The following is a 21,737-nucleotide window of genomic DNA, read 5'->3' as shown; positions in this document are numbered from 1 at the left end:
ATCATTTGATAAGTTTCACCAGCTTTTGAGTTAAATTCTTACGGTGATATTGATCGATATTCTTAGTATTGGATTTCAATTTACCATTTAAAAAAGCCTTAAAAGCCTCTTTTACGTAGCTTTTTAAACTTGCTTTTTCATCGTAGTTAAAACATTTGCCTGAATGGGTTTCAGAAATAATTTGGTTAACATCCCAACCTTCAGGACCAATGGCTAAAATAGGGCGCCTAGAGGCTAAATACTCGAAAATCTTGCCTGGGATAATACTCTTATTTTCTGGTTTATTAATTTCAATAAGCAAGAGCATTTGAGAACTCCTTTGGCTCTCAATTGCGTCTTTATGGTCCAAATAACCAATGATACTCACAAACTTTTTTAAACCAGATTGAAAGGCAGATTCTAAAACGCTATCGCTGACTTTACCAATTAATTTTAGCTCAAAAAACTCTTTAAAGACCGGATCCTCTTCTATCAATTCTGCGAAAACCTCCCACAAAACCTTTGGATTTCTATCATTAAGCAGAGAGCCTACATGAGACACTGAAAAATTTTCACTGAGATCAACTTCCACAGAAATATCTTCAAACCCGTTAGTAATCACTTCTACAGGAGTTTTAGTTTTAGTTTCAAACTCGTGTTGAGTTTGAAAACTAGTCACCACAAGTTGATCTGCGGAGTCTAAGACTTCCTTTTCTAGGGCTTTATGTTTAGCTTGAGAAGAGGACGTAAGTTTTAAAGCAGAATGGTAACCTATGGTTGTCCAAGGATCTCTAAAGTCTGCAATCCATTGCAAATGAGGATTGGCCTGCTTTAAAGCTTTCCCAATAAGGTGTAGGCTATGTGGAGGACCCGTTGTGATGATGGTGTCTATCTGATGTTTTGAAAGATACTCTTTCAAATAGGCAACAGAGGGCTTCACCCAAAACTTTCTGGCATCGGGGATAAAAAAATTACCTCTGATGTAAAGCATTAATTGTTCTGACCAGGATTGTCTAGTTTTTGATTTAATAATCCCGCTACTAATCGTTTTAGTTTCATCTTTCGATAAAAGATTAGCCATTGCATAGGGTTCAAAAATAGATTTTTCAAGAACCTCAACTTCTGGACTCACTTCCAAAGAAGAATCAAGGATAGGATAACTCGGATTTTTGGGCTTATAAATAATAGGCTGAATACCAAATTCAGGCAAATACTTGGAGAATTTAAGCCAACGCTGTACTCCTGGACCTCCTGCTGGCGGCCAATAATAGGTAACAATCAATACTTTTTTCATTGCTGAATTTGCTTGTACTTAAGTCTATAAATGATTCCTCCTACCATTACTAACACTAAAATTATAAAGCTGGCTAAAGATACCCTACCGCCAAACTTGACTACATCTGGTTGAAAGCTAAAGGTTATTTGATGCTTTCCAGCAGGCAATTCTAAAGCCCTCAAGACATAATTGGCTCTAAAGTGTGTCACTTCTTCTCCATCGATAGACACCTTCCATCCTTGTGGATAATAAATTTCTGAAAACAAAGCTAAACGCTCTCCCTCAATAGTATAAGAATAAGTTAATTCATTTTCTGAATAGGATTCCAGTTGAATTTTATCCGACGATTGTACATCGTAAGTTTTGGCCGACTTAGAAAATTGATTGGACTCTACTATTGCTGTAGTACGTGGGTTGATTGTATCTAAAGCCAAGATCGCTTGGTTGGCATTTTCAACAGGAATTAATTGGTCAACAAACCAAGCATTCCCTAAATGGTCTGGGTTGGGTTGAGCCTTTGGCTGACCTTCATCATCAAAAATAAAGTACTTCACATTCAACATATTCAAGATACTTTGCTTGCCTTGATAAATATAAAAGTCAAACAACTCCTGCGTTCGTCCAGGCTTAGCCGCGTGGTAACCGCCAATAGACTTATGAAAATAAGAAGCTCTTGCAGAGTTTAAAGGATTCGAAGTTAGATCGTAAACTCTATAATGAGAGTCGTCGGTAAGAATATCCCGATCTGCTTGAGTAGGCTGGAAAGGCCTTTCCATCACAGAAGCTGGTACAAAATCATCTTCGTTGACATATCTAGAATTCACTCCGATTAAATCCACTAGAATAAAAATCCCAACAAGTCCCAGAAGCATTGGTTGCTTCAGGTTTTTCTTTAAGTATAAATAGAGTGCTGAAGCTAATAGCAAAACAAACACCAGAGATCTTATAGTGTCTGCTGTAAACATTGCTTTTCTATCTTCCTTAAGAGCTCTAACAAATTTAGCTCCATATTGTTCCAAAAACATAGAATCACTGGTACCACTGAAATCAAATAGCATTGACTTGAGTAATAAAAACAGTAAACTCAATCCACCAAGGGTAAGTGTGGTTTTCTTTAGTGCATTCCACTTCAACTCATAAGACACTTTAGAACTTAAGAATTTGGAAAGTCCTAAAATTCCTAATACTGGTACGCAAAACTCTATGATAACTTGTATAGAAGATACCGCTCTAAATTTGTCATAAAAAGGAACAACATCTACAAAGAATTTTGTCAATAAAGAAAAGTTATCTCCCCAAGATAAAAGCAAAGCAAGAATAGACCCTGCCACAATCCACCATTTAGTTTTGCCCTTTATAAGAAAGAGCGCTAAAACAAAGAGGAATAGTATAGATGCTCCAATATAGGCTGGTGCCCCAATAAACGTTTGATCTCCCCAATAAGTTGGTAAGTTCTGACTAAACTCTAAAGCCTGCACTGGAGACGCTCCTAGTTGTATGATTTCCTTATAAACTTCAGAATCCTTTCCTAAAGACTCGCTACTAGACCCTCCCATAAATCTGGGAATAAACAAATTGAAGGTTTCCATAACACCATAACTATATTCGGTGATGTAGTCGTAATCTAAACCAGATTTCACTTTTTCAGTTCCGTTGGGTTCAATTGTAAGACCTGTATCACCACGAGTGCTAAAGTCAGCGTACTCTTGGGTCGCCAATAAATTGGTCATATTGAGCAAAACAGCTAATATAATAGCTGGGATAAAACTTATGGCAGCCTTGAAATAAGATTTCAATTGTTTATTTTTATATGCGTTTACAGCATACACAATCACCATGACAAAACACAGCAACATAAGATAATAGGTCATCTGGAAGTGATTGGTCATCAATTCAAAAGCCAAGCCTACGCAGAAAAGAAGGTTTCCCCAAAATAACTTTTGCCTAAAAACGAGAACCATCCCACTGATAACAATGGGGAAATAAGCAATAGCATGGGCTTTAGCATTATGGCCAACTCCTAGAATAATGATAAGGTATGTGGAAAACCCAAAGGCAAGCGCTCCTAAAAAGGCCAATTTATAATTCACCTTGAAACACAACAACAAAATATACATACCTATAAAATATAGGAATAAATAATCTGCAGGTCTTGGTAAAAACCTAAGTTGACGATCGATCTCTTTTATAAAATTATAGGGATAGTTTGCCCCTAATTGGTAGGTAGGCATTCCGCCAAAAGCTGAATTAGTCCAGTATGGTTCTTCTCCTTGGCTTGCTCTAAAGTCGTTTTGAGACTTTGCCATCCCAGTATATTGCACAATATCACTTTGGTATATCGTTTTTCCCTTGAGAACAGGATAGAAAAAAGCTAAAGCAGCTACTATAAATAAGATAATCACCAGAAGGTGCTTCCAAGAGTTCTTAAACAAAGACTTCATAAATAGTTTTAATTTGAAAAAACCTGAAAGTTAGTCAATTTCTTCATAATCTACGTACTCACCTACTTTGCTTTCTTTGGGTTTAGATTTAAAAGTTTTGGAAGATTTGGGCTCTTTATCCTGAGTTTGAGACTGTGCAGAATTGAATTTTTCTTGCATGTTTTTTTGGACTTTTTTGAAAACGTATTTCAGCAAAATCGGGCCCAGATACCTCGCCATCAATTTAAGGCCAAAAAAGACCAAAAGGATAATAAGTAAAGTCTTTAAAAATACCATAGTAAACGATTAATTTACAAAAATACCAATATCTAGGTGTAATCAGGGAAGTAAAGTTCAAAAAATCAGATTTTAACTTATATTTGGATTACAAACTTTATTTATGAAACTGAAGCTAATTTGCCTTTTAACTTTTATCACCTTAACTCTAAACGCTCAATATACCGATGTGATTAATTCCAACAGACCTGGAGAATCCTTTGGAGCTTATTCTGTAGGCACCAATGTTTTACAATTCGAAACGGGATTGGCCTTTGGCAAAGACAATCACGTCTCCCCTTTAATTCCTGACCGCACTTTATTTGAATATCAATATCAAATTAGATATGGATTACTAATGGAGCGACTAGAAGTCTTATTGGATGGAACTTTTGCTAATGCTGAAGATCAATTACTGAGAGGTGGAACTCAAACGACCTCAAACTTCAGTAATTTCGAAAGCAATACATTAGGAGCCAAATATTTACTGTACGATCCTAACATTCAAAAGGAAATAGACGGACCTAACCTATACAGCTGGAAAAAAAATAATCTTCCCCAGTGGAGTGATTTGATTCCTGCAGTATCTATTTATGCAGGAGTGAATTTAAATTTTGGCGAGAATCCCTTCAAATTTCAAGGAGAACCCAATGCTTCTCCGAAAGCAGCTATTATAACACAACACAATATCGGAAGGAAATGGGTCTTGGTATCCAATTTTATTGCCGATAAACCCACTACCGATTTTCCTACTTATGCAGGAATCTTTACGCTCACCCATTCTATTTATGCGCGAACAGGAATTTTTGCTGAATTCCAAACCTACATCAGCGATATTTACAGCGATGAAATCTTAAGAGGAGGTGTTGCCTTTTTAGCTGGTAAAAACCTTCAGGTTGATGTGTCTGGACTCGTTAACTTCAAAGATTCTCCTGAACGTTGGAGAGCTGGTATAGGGGTATCCTATAGAATTGATATGCACGATTCTGACGAATATATTTTCAAAGATGACAAAGAGCGAGAGCTTTACCTTGAAGAGCGAGAAAAACGTAGAAAAGAAAAAGAACGCATGCGACGACAAAATCAAATTAACTAGTAAACTTTTAATAACAAAAAAACTACCCCTAATTTACAAAAGTTGGGGATTTTTAGTATAGTATTTAATGAATATCCGTAATATCACCTAAACTTTATATTGAATCCGAATATCGCTTTTCCCCAACCCTAAAGGGTGTCGATATTCTAAAATCTTCAACTAAGTTAGTATTTTTCACCCTTTGGGCTGGGGCGATATAAATTCGGGCTCAATAAGTGTAAGATTTCTTCATTAGGATAAAAAACGGACATACAAACTATTTATCTGGATTTAAAAAAAATAATGCAATCCTATTTCTTATTTCTAAATTGATTTATGAAATAGAAAATTATCTGAAGCAGTCCGAAAATTATAAAAAACAACCTCCATTCAAAATTTGAGAAAAAGAAAACACCAAATACTATAAAAAATATTCCGTAGAATAAATTTTCCCAGTTGTTTTTAATATCTAATAGGTTCATTAGCAAAAAGTATTAGGTCCTGCACCAATGCAAGAATAAATTGCAAAAAAATACGATTATAAATAGTTGTAAAAAATTAATTTTTTAAGTTTTCATATATTTTAATTTAAGGTTACTATTTACCACAGTTTAAATAAGAAAAAACTAAGTAAACCAATAAATAAACCCAAAACGAACATAGAATTTCTCATTTTGTTCCGTGTGTGTGTGTGTGTGTGTAAAATCACGCTATAGTTTTTATTAACACTACAATAATATAACTTTAAGACTTAAAACTATTACGGTTTAACCGTACACTTGTTAGGGTTTAACCGTAAATTTTTTGTAAAAATCAAAATCTGAGCTGTTATTGAGCTTATATTAAAAGCTATTGCTAGTGTAAAAATTATTGTTTTCATTTCTCAATTCTTTTGAAGTCGATTTTAAAAATAATACCAGAAAAAGCTTGCGTTAGCCTTCTCTGGTATATGATACTTGATTTTCCTTCTATTTTTTCCTGGTTACAGCATCTCGTTTGGAACTGAAAAGCCTTTTCTAAAGCTCTCATCTTTATAGCCACCCCGTTCTAATAACTTCCAACTTGCTTTATTCTCTTGAAGTAATTTAAATTCTAGGACTCCAAATTTTTTATACTCGTTATCATAGAACCTGAACCTTAGAGTACCTTTTTCTAAAGTTTCAATATTATCTTTTTCAGCACTACTTAAAATGAAGGTATTGACCTTCTCAATATCACACTCTTTACCAATGCAGTATTGTGCCTTCAACCTATCAATATAGATCTCTTGAACAGATGTTTTTTTTCTGAAAATTTTGAATTTAAAAACTATATTATTACCTGAATATGTCCATACTCCCTGATATTTATCTAAAAAAGCAGAATCTGTCTTATAATAGGTGCCCTTTATTATTTCAACATTTTTCATTCCTTTTTTTAAAGTCACTTCTTGAGCTGTTAAATAACTTGTACTTAAGGCTACTGCTAGTATAAAAATTAATGTTTTCATTTCTCAATTCTTTTGAAGTCGATTTTAAAAAAAATACCAGAAAAAGCTTGTGTTAACCTTCTCTGGTATATGATACTTGATTTTCCTTCTATTTTTTCTTGGTTAATATCATTTCAGTTGGGATAGAAAAGCCTTTTGGTTTTCCTTTATTCAAAATCTACTAAATAAAACCCATTTAGCGCTTCCATTATCTAAAATTTCAAAGTTGACGTTTGCTAGCTTTTCTAATTTAATGTCCTTGACTCTAAATTCTACTTTTCCCTTTTCAAGCATTTCAATAGAAGACTCAGATCTTCTTAAAGATGCATCAAGATTGTCAAAATTACATTTTACAGTGCTGTAACAGTATAAACCTTTGAGTACATCAATATAAACACCATGACTTTTTAAAAGTGTTTTTTCTTTATAAATTTTTAAACTAAATGTTTTGCCATCTATTTCATTTTGCCAAACACCAATAAATTTGTTTAAAAGATTATCTTGAGTTTTATAATAGGTTCCTTTTTCTACTTTCCCTGATTCCATACCTTTTTCTAAAAGTTTTTCTTGAGCAGAAGTATAGCCAAAATTTAAAATAAGCGCTAGTATAAAAATTAGTGTTTTCATGGAAGAGTAATTTAAAATCATTTCTAGAAAATAAAATAACAGAGAAAGACTGTATCTAGCTTTCTCTGTTATTTGATGTTTAATTTCTTCCTATTTCTTTCTGATCAAAACCATCTCAGTTGGTACTGAAAAGCCTTTTCTAAAGCTCTCATCTCTATAGCCTCCGCGTTCGAGTAAATGCCAACTTGCTTTATTTTCTTCGATCAATTCAAATTCTAATACTCCTAGTTTATCATTGTCATAGTCAAAGAATCTAAATCTCAATTTACCTTTTTCTAAAACATCAAGGCCATATTCCATTGCACTGCATTCATATGTTGCATCACTTAAATAAACATCAGACTTTTCATCATAATAATATCTCCCTACGATCCTGTCAATAAAAATACCATCGACTTCTGTTTTACTTTTTAAGATTTCAAATTTAAATACTTTTTTGTTTACAGTTGTTGACCAAATACCAAGGTATTTGTTTAATAAAGCTTTATCTGTTTTATAATAGGTTCCCTTTTTAACGTCCTCAATTTTAGTTCCTTTCTTAATCGTTACTTCCTGTGCGGTAACACAACTTAAGTTAAGAAGCAATGCTAGTGTAAAAATTATTGTTTTCATGATTTTTTATTTTGATTAGTTACAATCCACATCTACTGTTTGTCTTCCTTGTGCTTTTATTTTTTGCCAATCGCTATAATCAGAATTTCCTTTTAATATGCTCAATCCAGAATTTTCTAAAGCGTTCAATAGGGCAACCTCTCGGGCACTGATACTGCTCAATCCAAATAGGTTATTCAGTTGATTGTAATCAGCTTCATAGCCAATTGAAAAAGAATTGAAATTATCACCGATAAGGTTATTTTGACTAAAAGTATTAAAAGCATTTATATCATCAATTATAATACTGTAAGAAGTGCCATGACCTGTCACTACAGAAATAACAAATGTACCTGTGTTGTTAATATGACCATTATTATATAATAAATAAAGAGCTTCAATATCATCTGGAGAAAATATAGAATTACCGTTCGGTAATACATGACTATGAAGGTAACCATCTATTGTTCCACTCACATTAAAATTAATCTCATCTGTGTTAGGACTACCAGCGATTGGATCATAAGGTACATCATTATGATTAATTAGAAATACTGTTTCATAATCAAGACTAGTGTTTTCCTCAAGATCGAGTAATCTTCTTTTAAAAGCACGATCAGACTCGAGTTCGTTAATTTTATCACATGGATTTTCTTCTGGGTCTGGATTGTCTGGATTATGAGTTCCATTGTGTCCACCACCACCTCCGAAGTCCCATTCATTAGGTAGACCTCCACCTCCTCCAGTGGGGTACATATGTGCAATTGATACGTATGGCGATGGAGGTGAAGGAGATCCACCTGATGTTATGATCACTTCATCCAATTCTCCACACCAATTACAATTTGACATACCACACCAACAGTTTTTGGCAGTTTCATTTACTGAGTTTTTACCACTTCCATGATCATGATAGCCTGCACTTTTACCCTTACCTACATATTCTTGGAGGATAGCATTCTCTTCTGCTAGTAAGGGTCTTTTATTGTTTTGTTAATGTAATCCAATCTGTGGGCAAGATTTGATCAGCTGGTCCTGTAGAACATTCAGGATATATTTCACCTTCAATAGAAAGAAATAGTCTAGCCTTATTATTTGTGTCAAAATAGGGATTCATAAAAACCCAACCATTTTGACCGCAGGCTCCATTTCTTCCTATATAAGAAAAAACGTAGCTACCTGTCTCTGCTACATAGCCATTTTTCAAAATATTAGGGCTATCGTTTGGTAATGAGAGAGTGCTTTCTATCAAAGTGCCATTTGCATCTGTGATTTTATAGCGCATTAAAAGTTCGTCCTTTTGGATACCCAAAAAGCTTTTGGTATGCATTGTGACTTTGAACTCATAGCTTTTTGAATTATAATTACCTTTCCAAGTTCCAATAAATTTAGGTAAGATGTTATTTACATCTTTTAAATAAGCACAATCAGGTATTTCAATTTCGTTTTTTTTATATTCTCTATGCTCTTCTACTGGTATAATTTGAGCTTTGCAGCTAAATATTGAAATAGAAAATATGCTAAATATGATTATTAATTTGTTTAAAAGATTATCTTGAGTTTTATAATAGGTTCCTTTTTCTACTTTCCCTGATTCCATACCTTTTTCTAAAAGTTTTTCTTGAGCAGAAGTATAGCCAAAATTTAAAATAAGCGCTAGTATAAAAATTAGTGTTTTCATGGAAGAGTAATTTAAAATCATTTCTAGAAAATAAAATAACAGAGAAAGACTGTATCTAGCTTTCTCTGTTATTTGATGTTTAATTTCTTCCTATTTCTTTCTGATCAAAACCATCTCAATTGGTACTGAAAAGCCTTTTCTAAAGCTCTCATCTCTATAGCCTCCGCGTTCGAGTAAATGCCAACTTGCTTTATTTTCTTCGATCAATTCAAATTCTAATACTCCTAGTTTATCATTGTCATAGTCAAAGAATCTAAATCTTAAAGTACCTTTTTCTAAAACTTCTATCGTATTACTCTTGGCGTGACATTTAATCGAAGATGGTTCGTTATAATATGATTTATTGTTAAAATAATATTTACCAGCTAATCTATCAATAAAAACACCATCGACTTCTGTTTTCTTTTTTAAAATTTCAAATTTAAATTCTTTGTCATTTATTTTGGTTGACCAAATACCAAGGTACTTGTTTAATAAAGCTCTATCTGTTTTATAATAGGTTCCTTTTTTAACCTCCTCAATTTTAGTTCCTTTCTTAATCGTTACTTCTTGTGCGGTAACACAACTCAAGTTAAGAAGTAATGCTAGTATAAAAATTATTGTTTTCATGATTTTTTATTTTATTAGTTACAACCTACATCTACTGTTTGTCTTCCCTGTGCTTTTATTTTTTGCCAGTCGCTATAATCTGAATTGCCTTTCAATAAGCTCAACCCAGAATTTTCAAGTGCCTGTAACATAGCTATTTCATTTGCTGAAACAAAATCAATTCCATATAAATTTTCTAATAAATCAGACTGTGCACTATATCCAATTGAGAAAGAACTAAAATTATCACCAATAAGGTTATTTTGACTAAAAGTATTGAAAGCATTTACATCATCGATAATAATACTATAAGAAGTCCCATGACCTGTCACTACAGAAATAACAAATGTACCTGTGTTGTTAATATGACCATTATTATATAATAAATAAAGAGCTTCAATATCATCTGGAGAAAATATAGAATTACCGTTCGGTAATACATGACTATGAAGGTAACCATCTATTGTTCCACTCACATTAAAATTAATCTCATCTGTGTTAGGACTACCAGCGATTGGATCATAAGGTACATCATTATGATTAATTAGAAATCCTGTTTCATAATCAAGACTTAAGTTTTCTTCAAGGTCTAGTAGTCTTCTTTTAAAAGCACGATCAGACTCGAGTTCGTTAATTTTATCACATGGATTTTCTTCTGGTTCTGGATTGTCTGGATTATGAGTTCCATTGTGTCCACCACCACCTCCGAAGTCCCATTCATTAGGTAGACCTCCACCTCCTCCAGTGGGGTACATATGTGCAATTGATACGTATGGCGATGGAGGTGAAGGAGATCCACCTGATGTTATGATCACTTCATCCAATTCTCCACACCAATTACAATTTGACATACCACACCAACAGTTTTTGGCAGTTTCATTTACTGAGTTTTTATTCTTATTGGGTTCATGATTTTTATGTACTGTATTATTATTTATATATTCAGCTACAAAAACGTTATCCTCTATCTCAAATGCCTTTATAATATTACCATTAATACTTGTTATCAACATTTCACCAGAAAAGCTAGTCTCGGTAGAATGTTCAAAAGGATTTAAGCCTACAACCACACTTTGTAATTCATTATTGATGTTGAGTAAAACTACTTTACTTTGTAAATTTTTATATTTAGTTTTAACATCAATAACGGCTAGTTCCTCATCGGTATTTGTTAGGTCTTCATAATTAATTTCGTCTGAAATTGAGGTGATGAAGTTTCCTTCTGGAGTTGAGTTTTTCTCATCTTGGCTTTGTCTTAAAAAGCTTTTAGCATCAGCTAAAGCTACTGTTTTAAGATAACCTTCTTTTATAATCAAATTATCATCTTTTTCACAACTGTAAATTAGGACTAAAAGTGAAAAAAGCAATATTAATTTTATTGGTATTGTTTTCATTCATATATATGTTAGTTATTATTTTTTAAAATTGACTTATAAGAATAATAACTAAGGAAAACCATATATAACCACTATGCATCTAGAGAACAGGTAGCCCTGCAATGTGTGTGTGTGTGTGTGTGTGTGTGTAAAATCACGTTATAGTTTTTATTAACACTACAATAATATAACTTTAAGACTTAAAACTATTACGGTTTGACCGTACTTTTGTTACGGGAAAACCGTAAATTTTAAAAATCCGAGCTTCAGCCGTATTCCACTTTTTAAAAAAAGACCTCTATTAATTAATTATTCACATTCAACAGACAGAATTTGAAACAAACCTAAAACTACTAAACTTGATGTCTTAGAACATTAAACTAGCAGTATCAAATTCAGAATAAAAAAAGTTAATTGTTAAGATGGGTAATAAATTTTTCGGCACAAAAAAAAACCCTGATCGATGGAGCAGGGCTTAAATTTATGAACTTTCTAAAGATTTATTTTTCAAACTTCTCTAGCGTCTTAGTAATGATGTCTACACAATCCATCAACTGCTCTTCATTGATCACTAATGGTGGTGCAAAACGAATGATGTTACCATGTGTAGGTTTTGCTAATAAACCATTTTCTTTTAAAGCAACACAGATGTCCCAAGCAGTAGAGCTGTCTTCAGAATCGTTAATGACGATCGCATTGAGTAAGCCTCTCCCTCTTACGAGATTCACGATGTTGTGATTTTCTATGAATTTATTCAATTCAGATCTAAAAAGATCACCAAGACGTCTTGCATTTTGAGCAAGCTTTTCATCTTTGATAACTTCTAAAGCTTCCATTGCCACAGCGGCAGCTACTGGATTTCCTCCAAAAGTAGAACCGTGTTGCCCTGGTTGAATCACGCTCATAATCTCATCATCCGCTAGGACTGCAGATACTGGATAAGCTCCTCCAGATAAGGCTTTACCTAAAATCAAAACATCAGGTCTAGAATAAGTGGCTTCTTGACGTTCACAATGTCCTTGACAGTCACATTTACCGCAAACAGCAAGTAAAGCTCCTGTTCTTGCAATTCCTGTTTGTATTTCATCTGCCATAAATAAAACATTGTGTTCATTACACAAGGATTTTACTTTTGGAATAAAATCATCTGATGGAGTAAAAACGCCTGCTTCACCTTGAATAGGCTCTATTAGAGCACCAGCGATATTTTTGTTTTCTTTAAGTACTTTCTCTAAGGCTTCCGCATCGTTATAAGGCACCTTGATAAAACCAGGTGTATAAGGACCAAAGTTTTTTCTCGCGCCTTCATCATTACTAAAAGAAATAATAGTTGTGGTTCTACCGTGAAAATTATTTTCAAAAACTACAATCTTAGCTTCAGTTTCTGCAATGCCTTTGCGTTCATAAGCCCATTTTCTACAAATTTTGATAGCAGTTTCCACAGCCTCAGCTCCACTATTCATTGGTAAAAGCTTATCAAACTTAAAATACTCTGTTGCATATTTTTCATATACCCCCAATACATCATTGTGAAATGCTCTTGAGGTTAAAGATATAGTTTGAGATTGCTTGTGCATGGCCTCTACAATCCTAGGATGGCAGTGACCTTGGTTAACAGCCGAATAGGCAGAAAGAAAATCGTAATATCTTTTATCTTCAACATCCCAAACAAATACACCTTCTCCTTTTTTTAGAACTGCAGGTAATGGATGATAATTATGAGCTCCGTACTTATCTTCAAGATCTATTGCTTGTTGTGAAGACTTAATGTCTTCAACCCTTAATTTATCTATTGTATTAGTTGTCATAACTTAAATTTTTATCGATTGTTACAAAAATAAGGATTTCACGGACCATTAAAAATTATTAACTGTTCGTTAGGTCAATTTAGTTTCAGTTTAAATAAAAAGATGAAACAAAGGCTAATTAATCTTAAATTTGAGTAAAACTTAAGGCATGTATCAAGATTCTAGACGGTACTCCAAAAAAATAGTAGGAAAGATTAACGAAACAATTTCAAAACAACTGAATTGGCAAAGTCGTTCACTTCAGTTTGTACTAAGTTTTTTGGTTGCCTTAGGACTGAGTTATTTAATCAAAGATTCAAGCTTTACCGAAGGACAAACTTCTGTTTTATTCATTTTATTATTTGCCATTGCTTTATGGGTTACCGAGGCCATTCCCCCTTTTGCAGTAGGGATTTTGATTATTGGCTACTTGGTGTTTACGATGAGTAATCTTGAGTCTGAAAATGTGAAGCAGTATGTTCAAACCTGGTCAGATTCGGTTATTTGGTTGTTTCTTGGTGGTTTTTTTATTGCAGAATCTATGAAAAAAACCGCTTTGGACCAATCCTTACTCAAAATTATTGTTCCTAAACTTGGGGAACAATCTAAAAATATTTTGCTTGGGTTAATGTTAATCACAGCGTTCTTATCCATGTTGATGAGTAACACTGCAACAACCGCCATGATGATAGCTAGTATTGCACCCATTACTTTAGGTCTTGGCAAAGATGCACCACTTAGCAAAGCTCTCCTAATTGGCATACCAACGGCAGCAGCAATTGGCGGAATGGGAACAATTATTGGTTCGGCACCCAATGCAATTGCAGTGGGTGCGTTAGACGGTATTGGTATTCGGATTAGCTTCTTCGAATGGATGCTTATTGGGGTTCCTGTTGCTCTAGTTTTAGTGTTTATTTTTTGGGTTGCTTTGCTCAAAAAATACCAGATTAAACGCAAATCCTTAGATTTAAGTTTTTTGCAAAACACCAAGTCGAAAACCAGTGCCGATATATCCAAGACGCAAATCCGCATAACGGTCATTATTATACTCACAAGTTTAGTTTTTTGGCTGACGTCACAATGGACAGGTATACCAGTAGCAGCAGTATCTGGTATACCCATAGTTGGGCTCACCATGTTTGGAATTCTTGACGCCGATGATATGCGCAAACTGCCATGGGATACATTGATGTTGGTTGCTGGTGGACTGGCTTTAGGTCTTGCCGTCCAGCAACAGGGTTTAACCGATTATTTTATTAGTTTTATCGATGTACAAAGCTTAAACTTTTATGTGTTGTCTTTTATTTTTGCACTATTAAGCGTTATTTTTTCAAACATCATGAGTAATACTGCAACAACAACTATAATGATTCCTCTGGCTATATCATTTGCTTTATTACTACCTGAACAATCCCCCAAAACTATCCCTTTAATCATCGCTCTAAGTGCATCTTGCGCCCTACTCTTACCTATTTCAACGCCTCCAAACGCTATCGCTTATAGCACAGGACAACTGGAACAATCTGATTTTAGATTTGGTGGGATTTTAATAGGAATTTTAGGACCCATTTTAGTCTGTGTCTGGGTAATTTTACTGGAATCATTCTAAGAATTACTTCATTTCAAAAGAAATGTAATCGAATAAAGCCGTAATTCAAACAATACTTTATTTTTGCGCTATGGCAAGACGAAAAAATTCTAAAAAAACCTTCGAAAACGTAGAAGTCCTGGATGCTGGAAGCAAAGGGAAAGGCATTGGTAGAGCAGATGATGGTAGAGTCTTAATCATAGACCAAGTCGTCCCTGGAGATATTGTAGATGTTACCACTTACAAAAAGAGAAAATCATATTACCAGGCTAAACCTCATCAATTTGTAAAATTATCATCCAAAAGAACTGAGCCTGTCTGTCAACATTTTGGAGTTTGTGGTGGATGCAAGTGGCAAAATATGGCTTACGAACACCAGCTTTTCTATAAAGAAAAAGAAGTTTTAGAAAATATAAAACGAATTGGTAAAGTTGAAATAGCTAAAACTCACCCCATTTTAGGAAGTGAAAAAATTTATTTCTACAGAAATAAAATGGAATTCTCCTTTAGTAATAGCCGATGGCTAACTGAAAAAGAAATTTCAAGTGAAGTCGACATTACAGATAAAAATGCACTTGGATTTCATATTCCAGGGATGTGGGATAAGATCTTGAATCTTGAAAAATGTCACCTTCAAGGAGACCCTAGTAACGCCATTAGAAACAAAGTAAGAGATTTTGCTACTGAACATGATTTAGAGTTTTTCAACCCGAGAGACAAAACCGGATTGCTTAGAACCCTCATGATAAGAACGAGTTCTACGGGTGAGTTCATGATTTTGATCCAATTTTTCAAAGAACAAAAGGAAAAGCGAAAACTTCTCCTAGACTATATTATTAAAGAATTTCCTGAAGTTAACTCCCTTCTTTACGTTATCAACGGAAAAGGAAACGACACTATTTATGATCAAGAGATTTTTACCTATTACGGAGAAGATCATATTTTTGAAGAAATGGAGGGTTTGAAATTTAAAATTAATGCCAAATCCTTTTACCAAACCAATTCTGAGCAAGCTTATGAGCTTTACAAAATCGCCAGAAGTTTTGCGAGCTTAACCGGTGAAGAACTGGTTTACGATTTGTATACAGGAACGGGAACCATAGCTCAATTTGTGGCCAAAAAAGCCAAACATGTTGTAGGTATAGAGGCTATACCTGAAGCTATTGAAGATGCAAAATCAAATGCAAAACTCAACGGTATTGAAAATACATCGTTTTTTGCTGGAGATATGAAAAAGTTATTCACTTCAGAATTTATTGCAGAGCATGGGCAACCCGATGTCATTATCACCGATCCACCACGTGAAGGAATGCATAAAGATGTGGTTCAGCAAATACTAAATGTAAAACCTAAACGTATTGTCTATGTAAGTTGCAATTCTGCCACTCAAGCTAGAGATTTAGAACTCATGGATGAATTTTATAAAGTGGATGAGAGCCAAGCAGTAGATATGTTTCCTCAAACCCATCATGTTGAAAATGTGGTTTGCTTAAGTTTAAGGGCATGAAAAAAGGTTTAGTATATGGTATAATTTCAGCGTTTGTGGCCCTGAGCATATATTCGTGTGAACGAGATGATATTTGCCCAGAAGCTACTGTAACTACTCCAAAATTGGTCATTGAATTTTTTGACGCCAATAATCCTGGAAATTCCAGAAATGTGAATGACTTGCTAGTGAGAGAAATTGAAAAAGATACTGCTATACTATTTAACTCTACTTCAACCATAGCCATTCCTTTAAAAACAGATGCCATTGAAACTAAATATATTTTCAATATCAACTCTCAATCAGAATCTGGAGGCTTAATTGATACTTTAAATTTTTCTTATGCAACTGTTGAAACCTATTTGAACCGAGCTTGCGGCTTTAAGGCAGACTTTATTGATTTTAGGGCACGGAAAGAAAGTATAGAACTTGATGAAATGAATTGGATAAGAGATATCCAAGTAAGAGAAACTACAATAGATAATGAATCTGAAACTCACCTATACTTATTTTATTAGCAGTATTCTACTGTGCTTTAGTGTGCAATCTTTTGCACAAGAAAACTCAAACGAGGAATACGAACAAGTTAGCGATTCTATATTTTATAAAGAAAAATATGGACTCAACATTGGTTTGGATTTGAGTAGGATTGGTCAAAGTTTTTGGGACACAGACTATCAAGGCCTAGAAATTTCTGCAGATTATAGGTATAATGAAAACCTTTACATAGCAGGAGAATTAGGCAACGAGACCTCTACCTTTAACGAAGAAAACATTATAAGCGAAACCGATGGTAGTTATATTAAGTTAGGGGTTAATTATAATGTGTATGATAACTGGATTGGGATGCAAAACCTCATATACGTTGGGATTCGCTATGGCTTTGCTAGTTATTCTCAAAATCTACAGAGCTATAGAATTTACACAACAGATGATTATTTCCCTTCAGATATAAGGGATGTAGATGTGTCTTTCAGCAATCTCACGGCTAGCTGGATCGAACTTCAAGCGGGCTTAAGAGTTAATGTTTTTGATAATTTTTACTTAGGTGCTCACATTCAACTGAAGAATATGGTATCGGTTTCAGAGATCAATAATTTTGATAATTTATATGTGCCTGGATTCCGGAGGACCTTCGATAATTCTAGTATTGGTGCTGGTTGGGGATATTCCATCAGCTATCTTATCCCCATATATTCTAAGACCAAAACTCAGGCTGTCGATAATTAATTCTATTGCTTAGCTGCTTTTTTAGAACCTTCATAGATTTGATAATTCAGAAGTCTAGATTCCAATTTGGCGTTGTAAAGTTTGATCTTGCGAGAAGGTCTCAAGCCAACATGTTTAATTGCTTCTAGATCTGCCACAATAAACCAAGCAGAAGTTCCCGGATAACTCCGTTTTAAGGTATCCCCTACTTTAGCATAGAAATCTGGTATATCCACATCCAATCTTACTCCGTAAGGTGGATTGAAAACCATATGTAAATGACGGTCCGAGGTTTTTACAGATTCAAAGAAGTCTTGACGTTTTACTGTAATAAATTCAGATAAATTTGCATTATCAACATTTTGAGTTGCTTTTTCTACCGCAGAAGGCGCTTTGTCGTAGCCTTTGATTTCAAAATTAAATGACCTTACTTTCTTCAACGAGGAATCTTTTATGATTTCGAAAAGCGATTCGTCAAAGTCTTCCCATTTCTGAAAAGCAAAATGCTCCCGGTTGATGTTAGGGGGAATATCACAGGCTATCATTGCCGCTTCTATGAGAATAGTTCCACTACCACACATGGGATCCAAAAAATCGCATTGTCCAGTCCAGCCAGATTTCAAAAGTAAACCTGCGGCCAACACCTCGTTTATTGGTGCTATATTAGTAGCGGTTTTGTATCCTCTTTTAAAAAGGGGGTCACCAGAAGAATTCAAGCTAATTTCACAGTTTTCTCTATCGATATGAACACTTACTTGGCAGTCTGGTCTGTCAGTATCAATATTAGGTCTGGACTGAAACTTATCTCGAAATCTGTCTACAATCGCATCCTTGGTCCTAAAGACGACGTATCTAGAATGGGTGAAGATTTCTGAATTTACTGTAGATTCTACCGCAAAGGTTCCATCTTTATCAATTATATTTTCCCAAGGATAGGCATTGAGTTTGTTATAAAAATCTTCTTCATTTGAAATTTTGAAACTAAAAATAGGCTTCAAAATACTTATGGCAGTTCTTAGAGACAAATTGGCCTTGTACATAAAGCCAATATCTCCTACAAAAGAGACGTGCCTCACTCCTTTCTTAATATCCATTGCACCAAGTTCCCGTAACTCTTTTGCAAGTTCATCTTCAAACTCATAGAGACACTTGGCAATCATTTTGAAATTAATTTCCATAAAGAAGGTATTTTTAAGTGCAAAAATACATTAATTTTGTCGCCTTGTTTTAAAATCCAATAGCAAGCTTATAATTAATTGAGCATCTCATATTTTAGTAGTTTTTATGAATTTACTGTTACCCATTCTTGCTGTACTTATTGGCTTTGGAATTTCGTACTTCCTTTACGAGAAATTCGTCATCATAAATTTACTATTAGCCTTTAGTGGTTCCTTTTTGCTATCGGTTACAGTCTTAGAATTTCTACCTGGAATTTATAATTCTGACGTGGATTCTATTGGGGTCTTCATTTTAGGAGGGATTTTACTTCAAATTATGTTGGAATACATGTCGGGAGGTGCAGAACACGGCCACCTTCATATTTCTAAAGAAAACACAAGTTTCCCTTGGGTGCTATTCATAAGTCTATGCATTCATGCATTTTTAGAAGGGGTTCCAATCCATGGAAATGACCACTTACTCTATGCAGTGATTATCCACAAAGTCCCTATCGCCATTATTATCTCGTCTTTCTTATTTAATACAAGTTTGTCTAAGGCCAAAGTGATTTTCTTTCTATTGATTTTTGGAATCATGACACCTTTCGGCAGCTTCGTTCAAGCAAACACAACTCTTTTCGATGATATTGGTGTTTACTTGAATGCCATTGTTATCGGTATTTTCCTTCATGTCTCCACAACTATTTTATTTGAGTCTTCCAGAGATCACAAATTCAATATTTATAAATTTGGAATCATAGTATTAGGAATTGTTTTAGCCTTGGTCCTTTAAATAAGACTACCAATTTGAGTGCGAAATTTGTTGATTATTCTTAATTTAGCACTTTTAAAAATCTTAGCAAACAAAATGTTATGAGTAAATACGATATTATAGTTTTAGGGAGTGGACCAGGTGGCTATGTAGCCGCTATTCGTGCCTCGCAACTCGGTTTGAAAACAGCTGTCATAGAAAAAGAAAGTTTAGGAGGTGTTTGTTTAAACTGGGGATGTATTCCTACCAAAGCTTTATTAAAAAGTGCACAGGTTTTTCAATATTTAAATCATGCTGAAGACTACGGTCTAAGAGCCGATAATCCAGATAAAGATTTTACAGCTGTTGTAAAGCGCAGTAGAAACATTGCTGAAGGAATGAGTAAAGGCGTTGAGTTCTTGATGAAGAAGAACAAAATTGACGTCATCATGGGACATGGAACCTTAAAAAAGGGGAAGAAAATTTCTGTAAAGGACGATAAAGGTAAAACAACTGATTACGAAGCAGATCACATTATAATTGCAACCGGCGCTCACTCTAGAGAACTTCCTAGTTTACCACAAGACGGTAAAAAAGTAATTGGTTATAGAAAAGCAATGACTCTAGAAAAGCAACCAGAATCTATGATTGTTGTGGGGTCTGGTGCTATTGGATCTGAATTTGCAAGTTTTTACAGTGATATGGGTACTAAAGTTACTTTAGTAGAATTCCAATCCAATATTGTGCCTCTTGAAGATGAAGAAGTGTCTAAACAATTTGAACGTATTTACAAGAAGAAAGGCATTAAAGTAATGACCAATTCTTCTGTAGAAAGCGTTGATACTTCGGGTAAAAAAGTAAAAGCCACCGTTAAAACCAAAAAAGGAGAAGAAATTATTGAGGCAGACGTTGTCCTTTCTGCTGTAGGGATCAAAACCCATATCGAAAATATCGGTTTGGAGGCTGTGGGAATTAAAACTGATAAGGATAAAATTACTGTGAACGATTTTTACCAAACTAATGTTCCTGGATATTATGCTATTGGAGATGTTACGCCTGGACCAGCTTTAGCTCACGTTGCTTCTGCTGAAGGTATTCTTTGTGTAGAAAAAATTGCGGGAGAAAAAGTAGAAGCTCTAGATTATGGTAATATTCCTGGGTGTACCTATTCAAATCCAGAAATTGCTAGTGTTGGTATGACCGAAAAGCAAGCCAAAGAAGCTGGATACGAGATTAAAGTCGGAAAATTCCCATTTTCTGCTTCTGGTAAAGCAAGTGCTTCTGGAGCGAAAGATGGTTTTGTAAAAGTTATTTTTGATGCTAAATATGGTGAATGGCTAGGTTGCCACATGATAGGTGCTGGCGTTACCGATATGATTGCTGAAGCTGTTTTAGGAAGAAAACTTGAAACCACAGGCCATGAGGTTTTAAAAACTGTACATCCACACCCTACTATGAGTGAGGCTGTAATGGAAGCTACTGCAGATGCGTATGGTGAAGTTATCCACCTCTAGTGATAAAGATTTAATTACATTTAAGGCTTCTGAAACTAAAGTTTCAGAAGCCTTTCTTTTTATAAAAACCCATGAGGAAAAAAATCTCCAGTCTTAGTAATCCGTTTATTAAAAATCTGCTACTTCTTCAGAAGAAATCAAAGCTGAGAAAAAGTCAAGAGGAATTTGTGATAGAGGGCCTTCAAGAAATAAGTTATGCGCAAAAAGCGGCTTATGAGTTTTCTAGAGTTTTAGTGTGTCTAGACTTATTTGACAATGCTTTAGACCTAGGAAAATTTGACTGTGAAATTACCGAAATCTCTCTGGAGGTTTTTGAAAAACTAGCCTATAGATCTTCGACGGGTGGACTAATAGCCATTGCAAAACCAAAGGAATTAAGGATAGAAAATTTAAGGCTATCTAACAAAACACCCCTTATATTAATTGCAGAAGCTCCAGAAAAGCCAGGAAATATTGGCGCTTTACTTAGAACTGCTGATGCAGCAAAACTAGACGCTGTTATCATTGCCAACCCCAAAACAGATCTTTACAATCCTAATATCATCCGCTCTAGTGTAGGGACAGTCTTTACCAACACAATTGGAACGGGAACAACTTCAGAAATTATTGATTTTTTAAAAAACAATAACATTAAGATTTATGCGGCGGCCTTACAAGATTCTTCATCTTATCTTGCAGAAGATTTTAAGGAAGCCTCGGCGATAGTTGTAGGAACAGAACATCAAGGTTTATCTGAAGAGTGGAGAATAAACGCCCACAAAATTATAAGTATTCCTATGGAAGGCCAAGTGGATTCTTTAAACGTATCGGTCTCTGCTGCTATCTTGATTTTTGAAGCCAAAAGACAACGCCAACTTTCTTAATTTTTTAAATGAGCTCAAAACTTTC

Annotated in this window: 20 protein-coding genes; 8 read left to right on the top strand and 12 right to left on the bottom strand. The window is 34.5% G+C overall.

Annotated features, from left to right (window positions below; all coding sequences use genetic code 11):
* Position 1: 1 nt before the first annotated feature.
* The 3 genes from PGOND44_RS03315 to PGOND44_RS03305 are packed head-to-tail and all read right to left on the bottom strand — an operon-like array spanning position 2 to position 3,972.
* Positions 2-1,273 (bottom strand): glycosyltransferase family protein, encoded by a 1,272-nt coding sequence (locus PGOND44_RS03315; RefSeq protein ID WP_003436622.1) that lies wholly within the window; start codon positions 1,271-1,273, stop codon positions 2-4.
* Positions 1,270-3,696 (bottom strand): YfhO family protein, encoded by a 2,427-nt coding sequence (locus PGOND44_RS03310; RefSeq protein WP_003436621.1) that lies wholly within the window; start codon positions 3,694-3,696, stop codon positions 1,270-1,272. The genes PGOND44_RS03315 and PGOND44_RS03310 overlap by 4 nt, the downstream gene beginning before the upstream one ends.
* A 30-nt stretch (positions 3,697-3,726) precedes the next feature.
* On the bottom strand, positions 3,727-3,972 hold the full coding sequence (locus PGOND44_RS03305; RefSeq protein WP_003436619.1) for a hypothetical protein: 246 nt from the start codon (positions 3,970-3,972) through the stop codon (positions 3,727-3,729).
* Positions 3,973-4,075: 103 nt separating this feature from the next.
* Between PGOND44_RS03305 and PGOND44_RS03300 the strand changes: the two genes are divergently transcribed.
* Positions 4,076-5,047: a transporter gene (locus PGOND44_RS03300; protein ID WP_003436617.1), complete on the top strand. Its 972-nt coding sequence runs from the start codon at positions 4,076-4,078 to the stop codon at positions 5,045-5,047.
* 961 nt (positions 5,048-6,008) lie between these two features.
* Here PGOND44_RS03300 and PGOND44_RS03295 read toward each other — a convergent pair.
* The 8 genes from PGOND44_RS03295 to rocD all read right to left on the bottom strand — a co-directional run bounded on the left by PGOND44_RS03295 (position 6,009) and on the right by rocD (position 13,165).
* On the bottom strand, positions 6,009-6,515 hold the full coding sequence (locus PGOND44_RS03295) for a DUF6705 family protein (protein WP_003436616.1): 507 nt from the start codon (positions 6,513-6,515) through the stop codon (positions 6,009-6,011).
* Positions 6,516-6,665: 150 nt separating this feature from the next.
* Positions 6,666-7,121, bottom strand: coding sequence for a DUF6705 family protein (locus PGOND44_RS03290; protein ID WP_003436615.1), 456 nt, complete (start codon positions 7,119-7,121; stop codon positions 6,666-6,668).
* Positions 7,122-7,211: 90 nt separating this feature from the next.
* Positions 7,212-7,733, bottom strand: a complete 522-nt coding sequence (locus PGOND44_RS03285; RefSeq protein ID WP_003436614.1) for a DUF6705 family protein — start codon at positions 7,731-7,733, stop codon at positions 7,212-7,214.
* 15 nt (positions 7,734-7,748) lie between these two features.
* A complete protein-coding gene (locus tag PGOND44_RS03280) occupies positions 7,749-8,564 on the bottom strand; it encodes a hypothetical protein (protein ID WP_003436613.1) in 816 nt (271 codons plus the stop codon).
* A 130-nt stretch (positions 8,565-8,694) separates the two neighbouring features.
* Positions 8,695-9,393, bottom strand: a complete 699-nt coding sequence (locus PGOND44_RS03275) for a DUF6705 family protein (protein WP_003436612.1) — start codon at positions 9,391-9,393, stop codon at positions 8,695-8,697.
* A gap of 90 nt (positions 9,394-9,483) precedes the next feature.
* Positions 9,484-10,002: a DUF6705 family protein gene (locus PGOND44_RS03270; RefSeq protein ID WP_003436611.1), complete on the bottom strand. Its 519-nt coding sequence runs from the start codon at positions 10,000-10,002 to the stop codon at positions 9,484-9,486.
* Between the two features lie 14 nt (positions 10,003-10,016).
* Complete coding sequence (locus tag PGOND44_RS03265) at positions 10,017-11,375, bottom strand: hypothetical protein (protein ID WP_040555728.1); 1,359 nt, start codon at positions 11,373-11,375, stop codon at positions 10,017-10,019.
* 482 nt (positions 11,376-11,857) lie between these two features.
* Positions 11,858-13,165 carry an ornithine--oxo-acid transaminase gene (gene rocD / locus PGOND44_RS03260; protein WP_003436610.1) on the bottom strand — a complete coding sequence of 436 codons (1,308 nt, stop codon included), beginning with the start codon at positions 13,163-13,165 and terminating at the stop codon, positions 11,858-11,860.
* A 148-nt stretch (positions 13,166-13,313) separates the two neighbouring features.
* Between rocD and PGOND44_RS03255 the strand changes: the two genes are divergently transcribed.
* From PGOND44_RS03255 to PGOND44_RS03240, 4 genes are all read left to right on the top strand, one after another.
* Positions 13,314-14,753 carry an SLC13 family permease gene (locus PGOND44_RS03255; RefSeq protein ID WP_003436609.1) on the top strand — a complete coding sequence of 480 codons (1,440 nt, stop codon included), beginning with the start codon at positions 13,314-13,316 and terminating at the stop codon, positions 14,751-14,753.
* A 70-nt stretch (positions 14,754-14,823) separates the two neighbouring features.
* Positions 14,824-16,239, top strand: coding sequence for a 23S rRNA (uracil(1939)-C(5))-methyltransferase RlmD (gene rlmD / locus PGOND44_RS03250; protein ID WP_003436607.1), 1,416 nt, complete (start codon positions 14,824-14,826; stop codon positions 16,237-16,239).
* Positions 16,236-16,736 carry a DUF6452 family protein gene (locus PGOND44_RS03245; RefSeq protein WP_003436605.1) on the top strand — a complete coding sequence of 167 codons (501 nt, stop codon included), beginning with the start codon at positions 16,236-16,238 and terminating at the stop codon, positions 16,734-16,736. Before rlmD ends, PGOND44_RS03245 begins: the two co-directional genes overlap by 4 nt.
* Positions 16,702-17,448 carry a DUF6048 family protein gene (locus PGOND44_RS03240; RefSeq protein ID WP_003436604.1) on the top strand — a complete coding sequence of 249 codons (747 nt, stop codon included), beginning with the start codon at positions 16,702-16,704 and terminating at the stop codon, positions 17,446-17,448. Before PGOND44_RS03245 ends, PGOND44_RS03240 begins: the two co-directional genes overlap by 35 nt.
* Positions 17,449-17,450: 2 nt before the next feature.
* On the opposite strand, the gene PGOND44_RS03235 is transcribed toward PGOND44_RS03240, so the two are convergent.
* On the bottom strand, positions 17,451-18,605 hold the full coding sequence (locus PGOND44_RS03235; RefSeq protein ID WP_003436602.1) for a THUMP domain-containing class I SAM-dependent RNA methyltransferase: 1,155 nt from the start codon (positions 18,603-18,605) through the stop codon (positions 17,451-17,453).
* 106 nt (positions 18,606-18,711) lie between these two features.
* On the opposite strand from PGOND44_RS03235, the gene PGOND44_RS03230 reads away from it, so the two are divergent.
* The 3 genes from PGOND44_RS03230 to PGOND44_RS03220 all read left to right on the top strand — a co-directional run bounded on the left by PGOND44_RS03230 (position 18,712) and on the right by PGOND44_RS03220 (position 21,712).
* A complete protein-coding gene (locus tag PGOND44_RS03230; protein WP_003436601.1) occupies positions 18,712-19,377 on the top strand; it encodes a ZIP family metal transporter in 666 nt (221 codons plus the stop codon).
* Between the two features lie 80 nt (positions 19,378-19,457).
* Positions 19,458-20,849, top strand: a complete 1,392-nt coding sequence (gene lpdA, locus PGOND44_RS03225) for a dihydrolipoyl dehydrogenase (protein ID WP_003436600.1) — start codon at positions 19,458-19,460, stop codon at positions 20,847-20,849.
* 71 nt (positions 20,850-20,920) lie between these two features.
* Positions 20,921-21,712, top strand: a complete 792-nt coding sequence (locus PGOND44_RS03220) for an RNA methyltransferase (RefSeq protein ID WP_003436599.1) — start codon at positions 20,921-20,923, stop codon at positions 21,710-21,712.
* Positions 21,713-21,737 lie beyond the last annotated feature (25 nt).

The organism is Psychroflexus gondwanensis ACAM 44, from assembly GCF_000355905.1.
Lineage (GTDB): Bacteria > Bacteroidota > Bacteroidia > Flavobacteriales > Flavobacteriaceae > Psychroflexus > Psychroflexus gondwanensis.
Note: the sequence above shows the minus strand (reverse complement) of the source record. Positions and strands in the feature narration are given on the sequence as shown.

Excerpts from the sequence above, each read along its gene's own strand:
- PGOND44_RS03300 (WP_003436617.1), top strand. The coding sequence starts at position 4,076 with ATGAAACTGAAGCTAATTTGCCTTTTAACTTTTATCACCTTAACTCTA.
- PGOND44_RS03230 (WP_003436601.1), top strand. The coding sequence starts at position 18,712 with ATGAATTTACTGTTACCCATTCTTGCTGTACTTATTGGCTTTGGAATT.
- PGOND44_RS03280 (WP_003436613.1), bottom strand. The coding sequence starts at position 8,564 with ATGTCAAATTGTAATTGGTGTGGAGAATTGGATGAAGTGATCATAACA.
- PGOND44_RS03295 (WP_003436616.1), bottom strand. The coding sequence starts at position 6,515 with ATGAAAACATTAATTTTTATACTAGCAGTAGCCTTAAGTACAAGTTAT.
- PGOND44_RS03240 (WP_003436604.1), top strand. The coding sequence starts at position 16,702 with ATGAATCTGAAACTCACCTATACTTATTTTATTAGCAGTATTCTACTG.
- PGOND44_RS03305 (WP_003436619.1), bottom strand. The coding sequence starts at position 3,972 with ATGGTATTTTTAAAGACTTTACTTATTATCCTTTTGGTCTTTTTTGGC.
- rocD (WP_003436610.1), bottom strand. The coding sequence starts at position 13,165 with ATGACAACTAATACAATAGATAAATTAAGGGTTGAAGACATTAAGTCT.
- PGOND44_RS03290 (WP_003436615.1), bottom strand. The coding sequence starts at position 7,121 with ATGAAAACACTAATTTTTATACTAGCGCTTATTTTAAATTTTGGCTAT.
- PGOND44_RS03315 (WP_003436622.1), bottom strand. The coding sequence starts at position 1,273 with ATGAAAAAAGTATTGATTGTTACCTATTATTGGCCGCCAGCAGGAGGT.
- PGOND44_RS03265 (WP_040555728.1), bottom strand. The coding sequence starts at position 11,375 with ATGAAAACAATACCAATAAAATTAATATTGCTTTTTTCACTTTTAGTC.
- PGOND44_RS03310 (WP_003436621.1), bottom strand. The coding sequence starts at position 3,696 with ATGAAGTCTTTGTTTAAGAACTCTTGGAAGCACCTTCTGGTGATTATC.
- PGOND44_RS03275 (WP_003436612.1), bottom strand. The coding sequence starts at position 9,393 with ATGAAAACACTAATTTTTATACTAGCGCTTATTTTAAATTTTGGCTAT.
- PGOND44_RS03235 (WP_003436602.1), bottom strand. The coding sequence starts at position 18,605 with ATGGAAATTAATTTCAAAATGATTGCCAAGTGTCTCTATGAGTTTGAA.
- PGOND44_RS03220 (WP_003436599.1), top strand. The coding sequence starts at position 20,921 with ATGAGGAAAAAAATCTCCAGTCTTAGTAATCCGTTTATTAAAAATCTG.
- lpdA (WP_003436600.1), top strand. The coding sequence starts at position 19,458 with ATGAGTAAATACGATATTATAGTTTTAGGGAGTGGACCAGGTGGCTAT.
- PGOND44_RS03285 (WP_003436614.1), bottom strand. The coding sequence starts at position 7,733 with ATGAAAACAATAATTTTTACACTAGCATTGCTTCTTAACTTAAGTTGT.
- PGOND44_RS03255 (WP_003436609.1), top strand. The coding sequence starts at position 13,314 with ATGTATCAAGATTCTAGACGGTACTCCAAAAAAATAGTAGGAAAGATT.
- PGOND44_RS03245 (WP_003436605.1), top strand. The coding sequence starts at position 16,236 with ATGAAAAAAGGTTTAGTATATGGTATAATTTCAGCGTTTGTGGCCCTG.
- PGOND44_RS03270 (WP_003436611.1), bottom strand. The coding sequence starts at position 10,002 with ATGAAAACAATAATTTTTATACTAGCATTACTTCTTAACTTGAGTTGT.
- rlmD (WP_003436607.1), top strand. The coding sequence starts at position 14,824 with ATGGCAAGACGAAAAAATTCTAAAAAAACCTTCGAAAACGTAGAAGTC.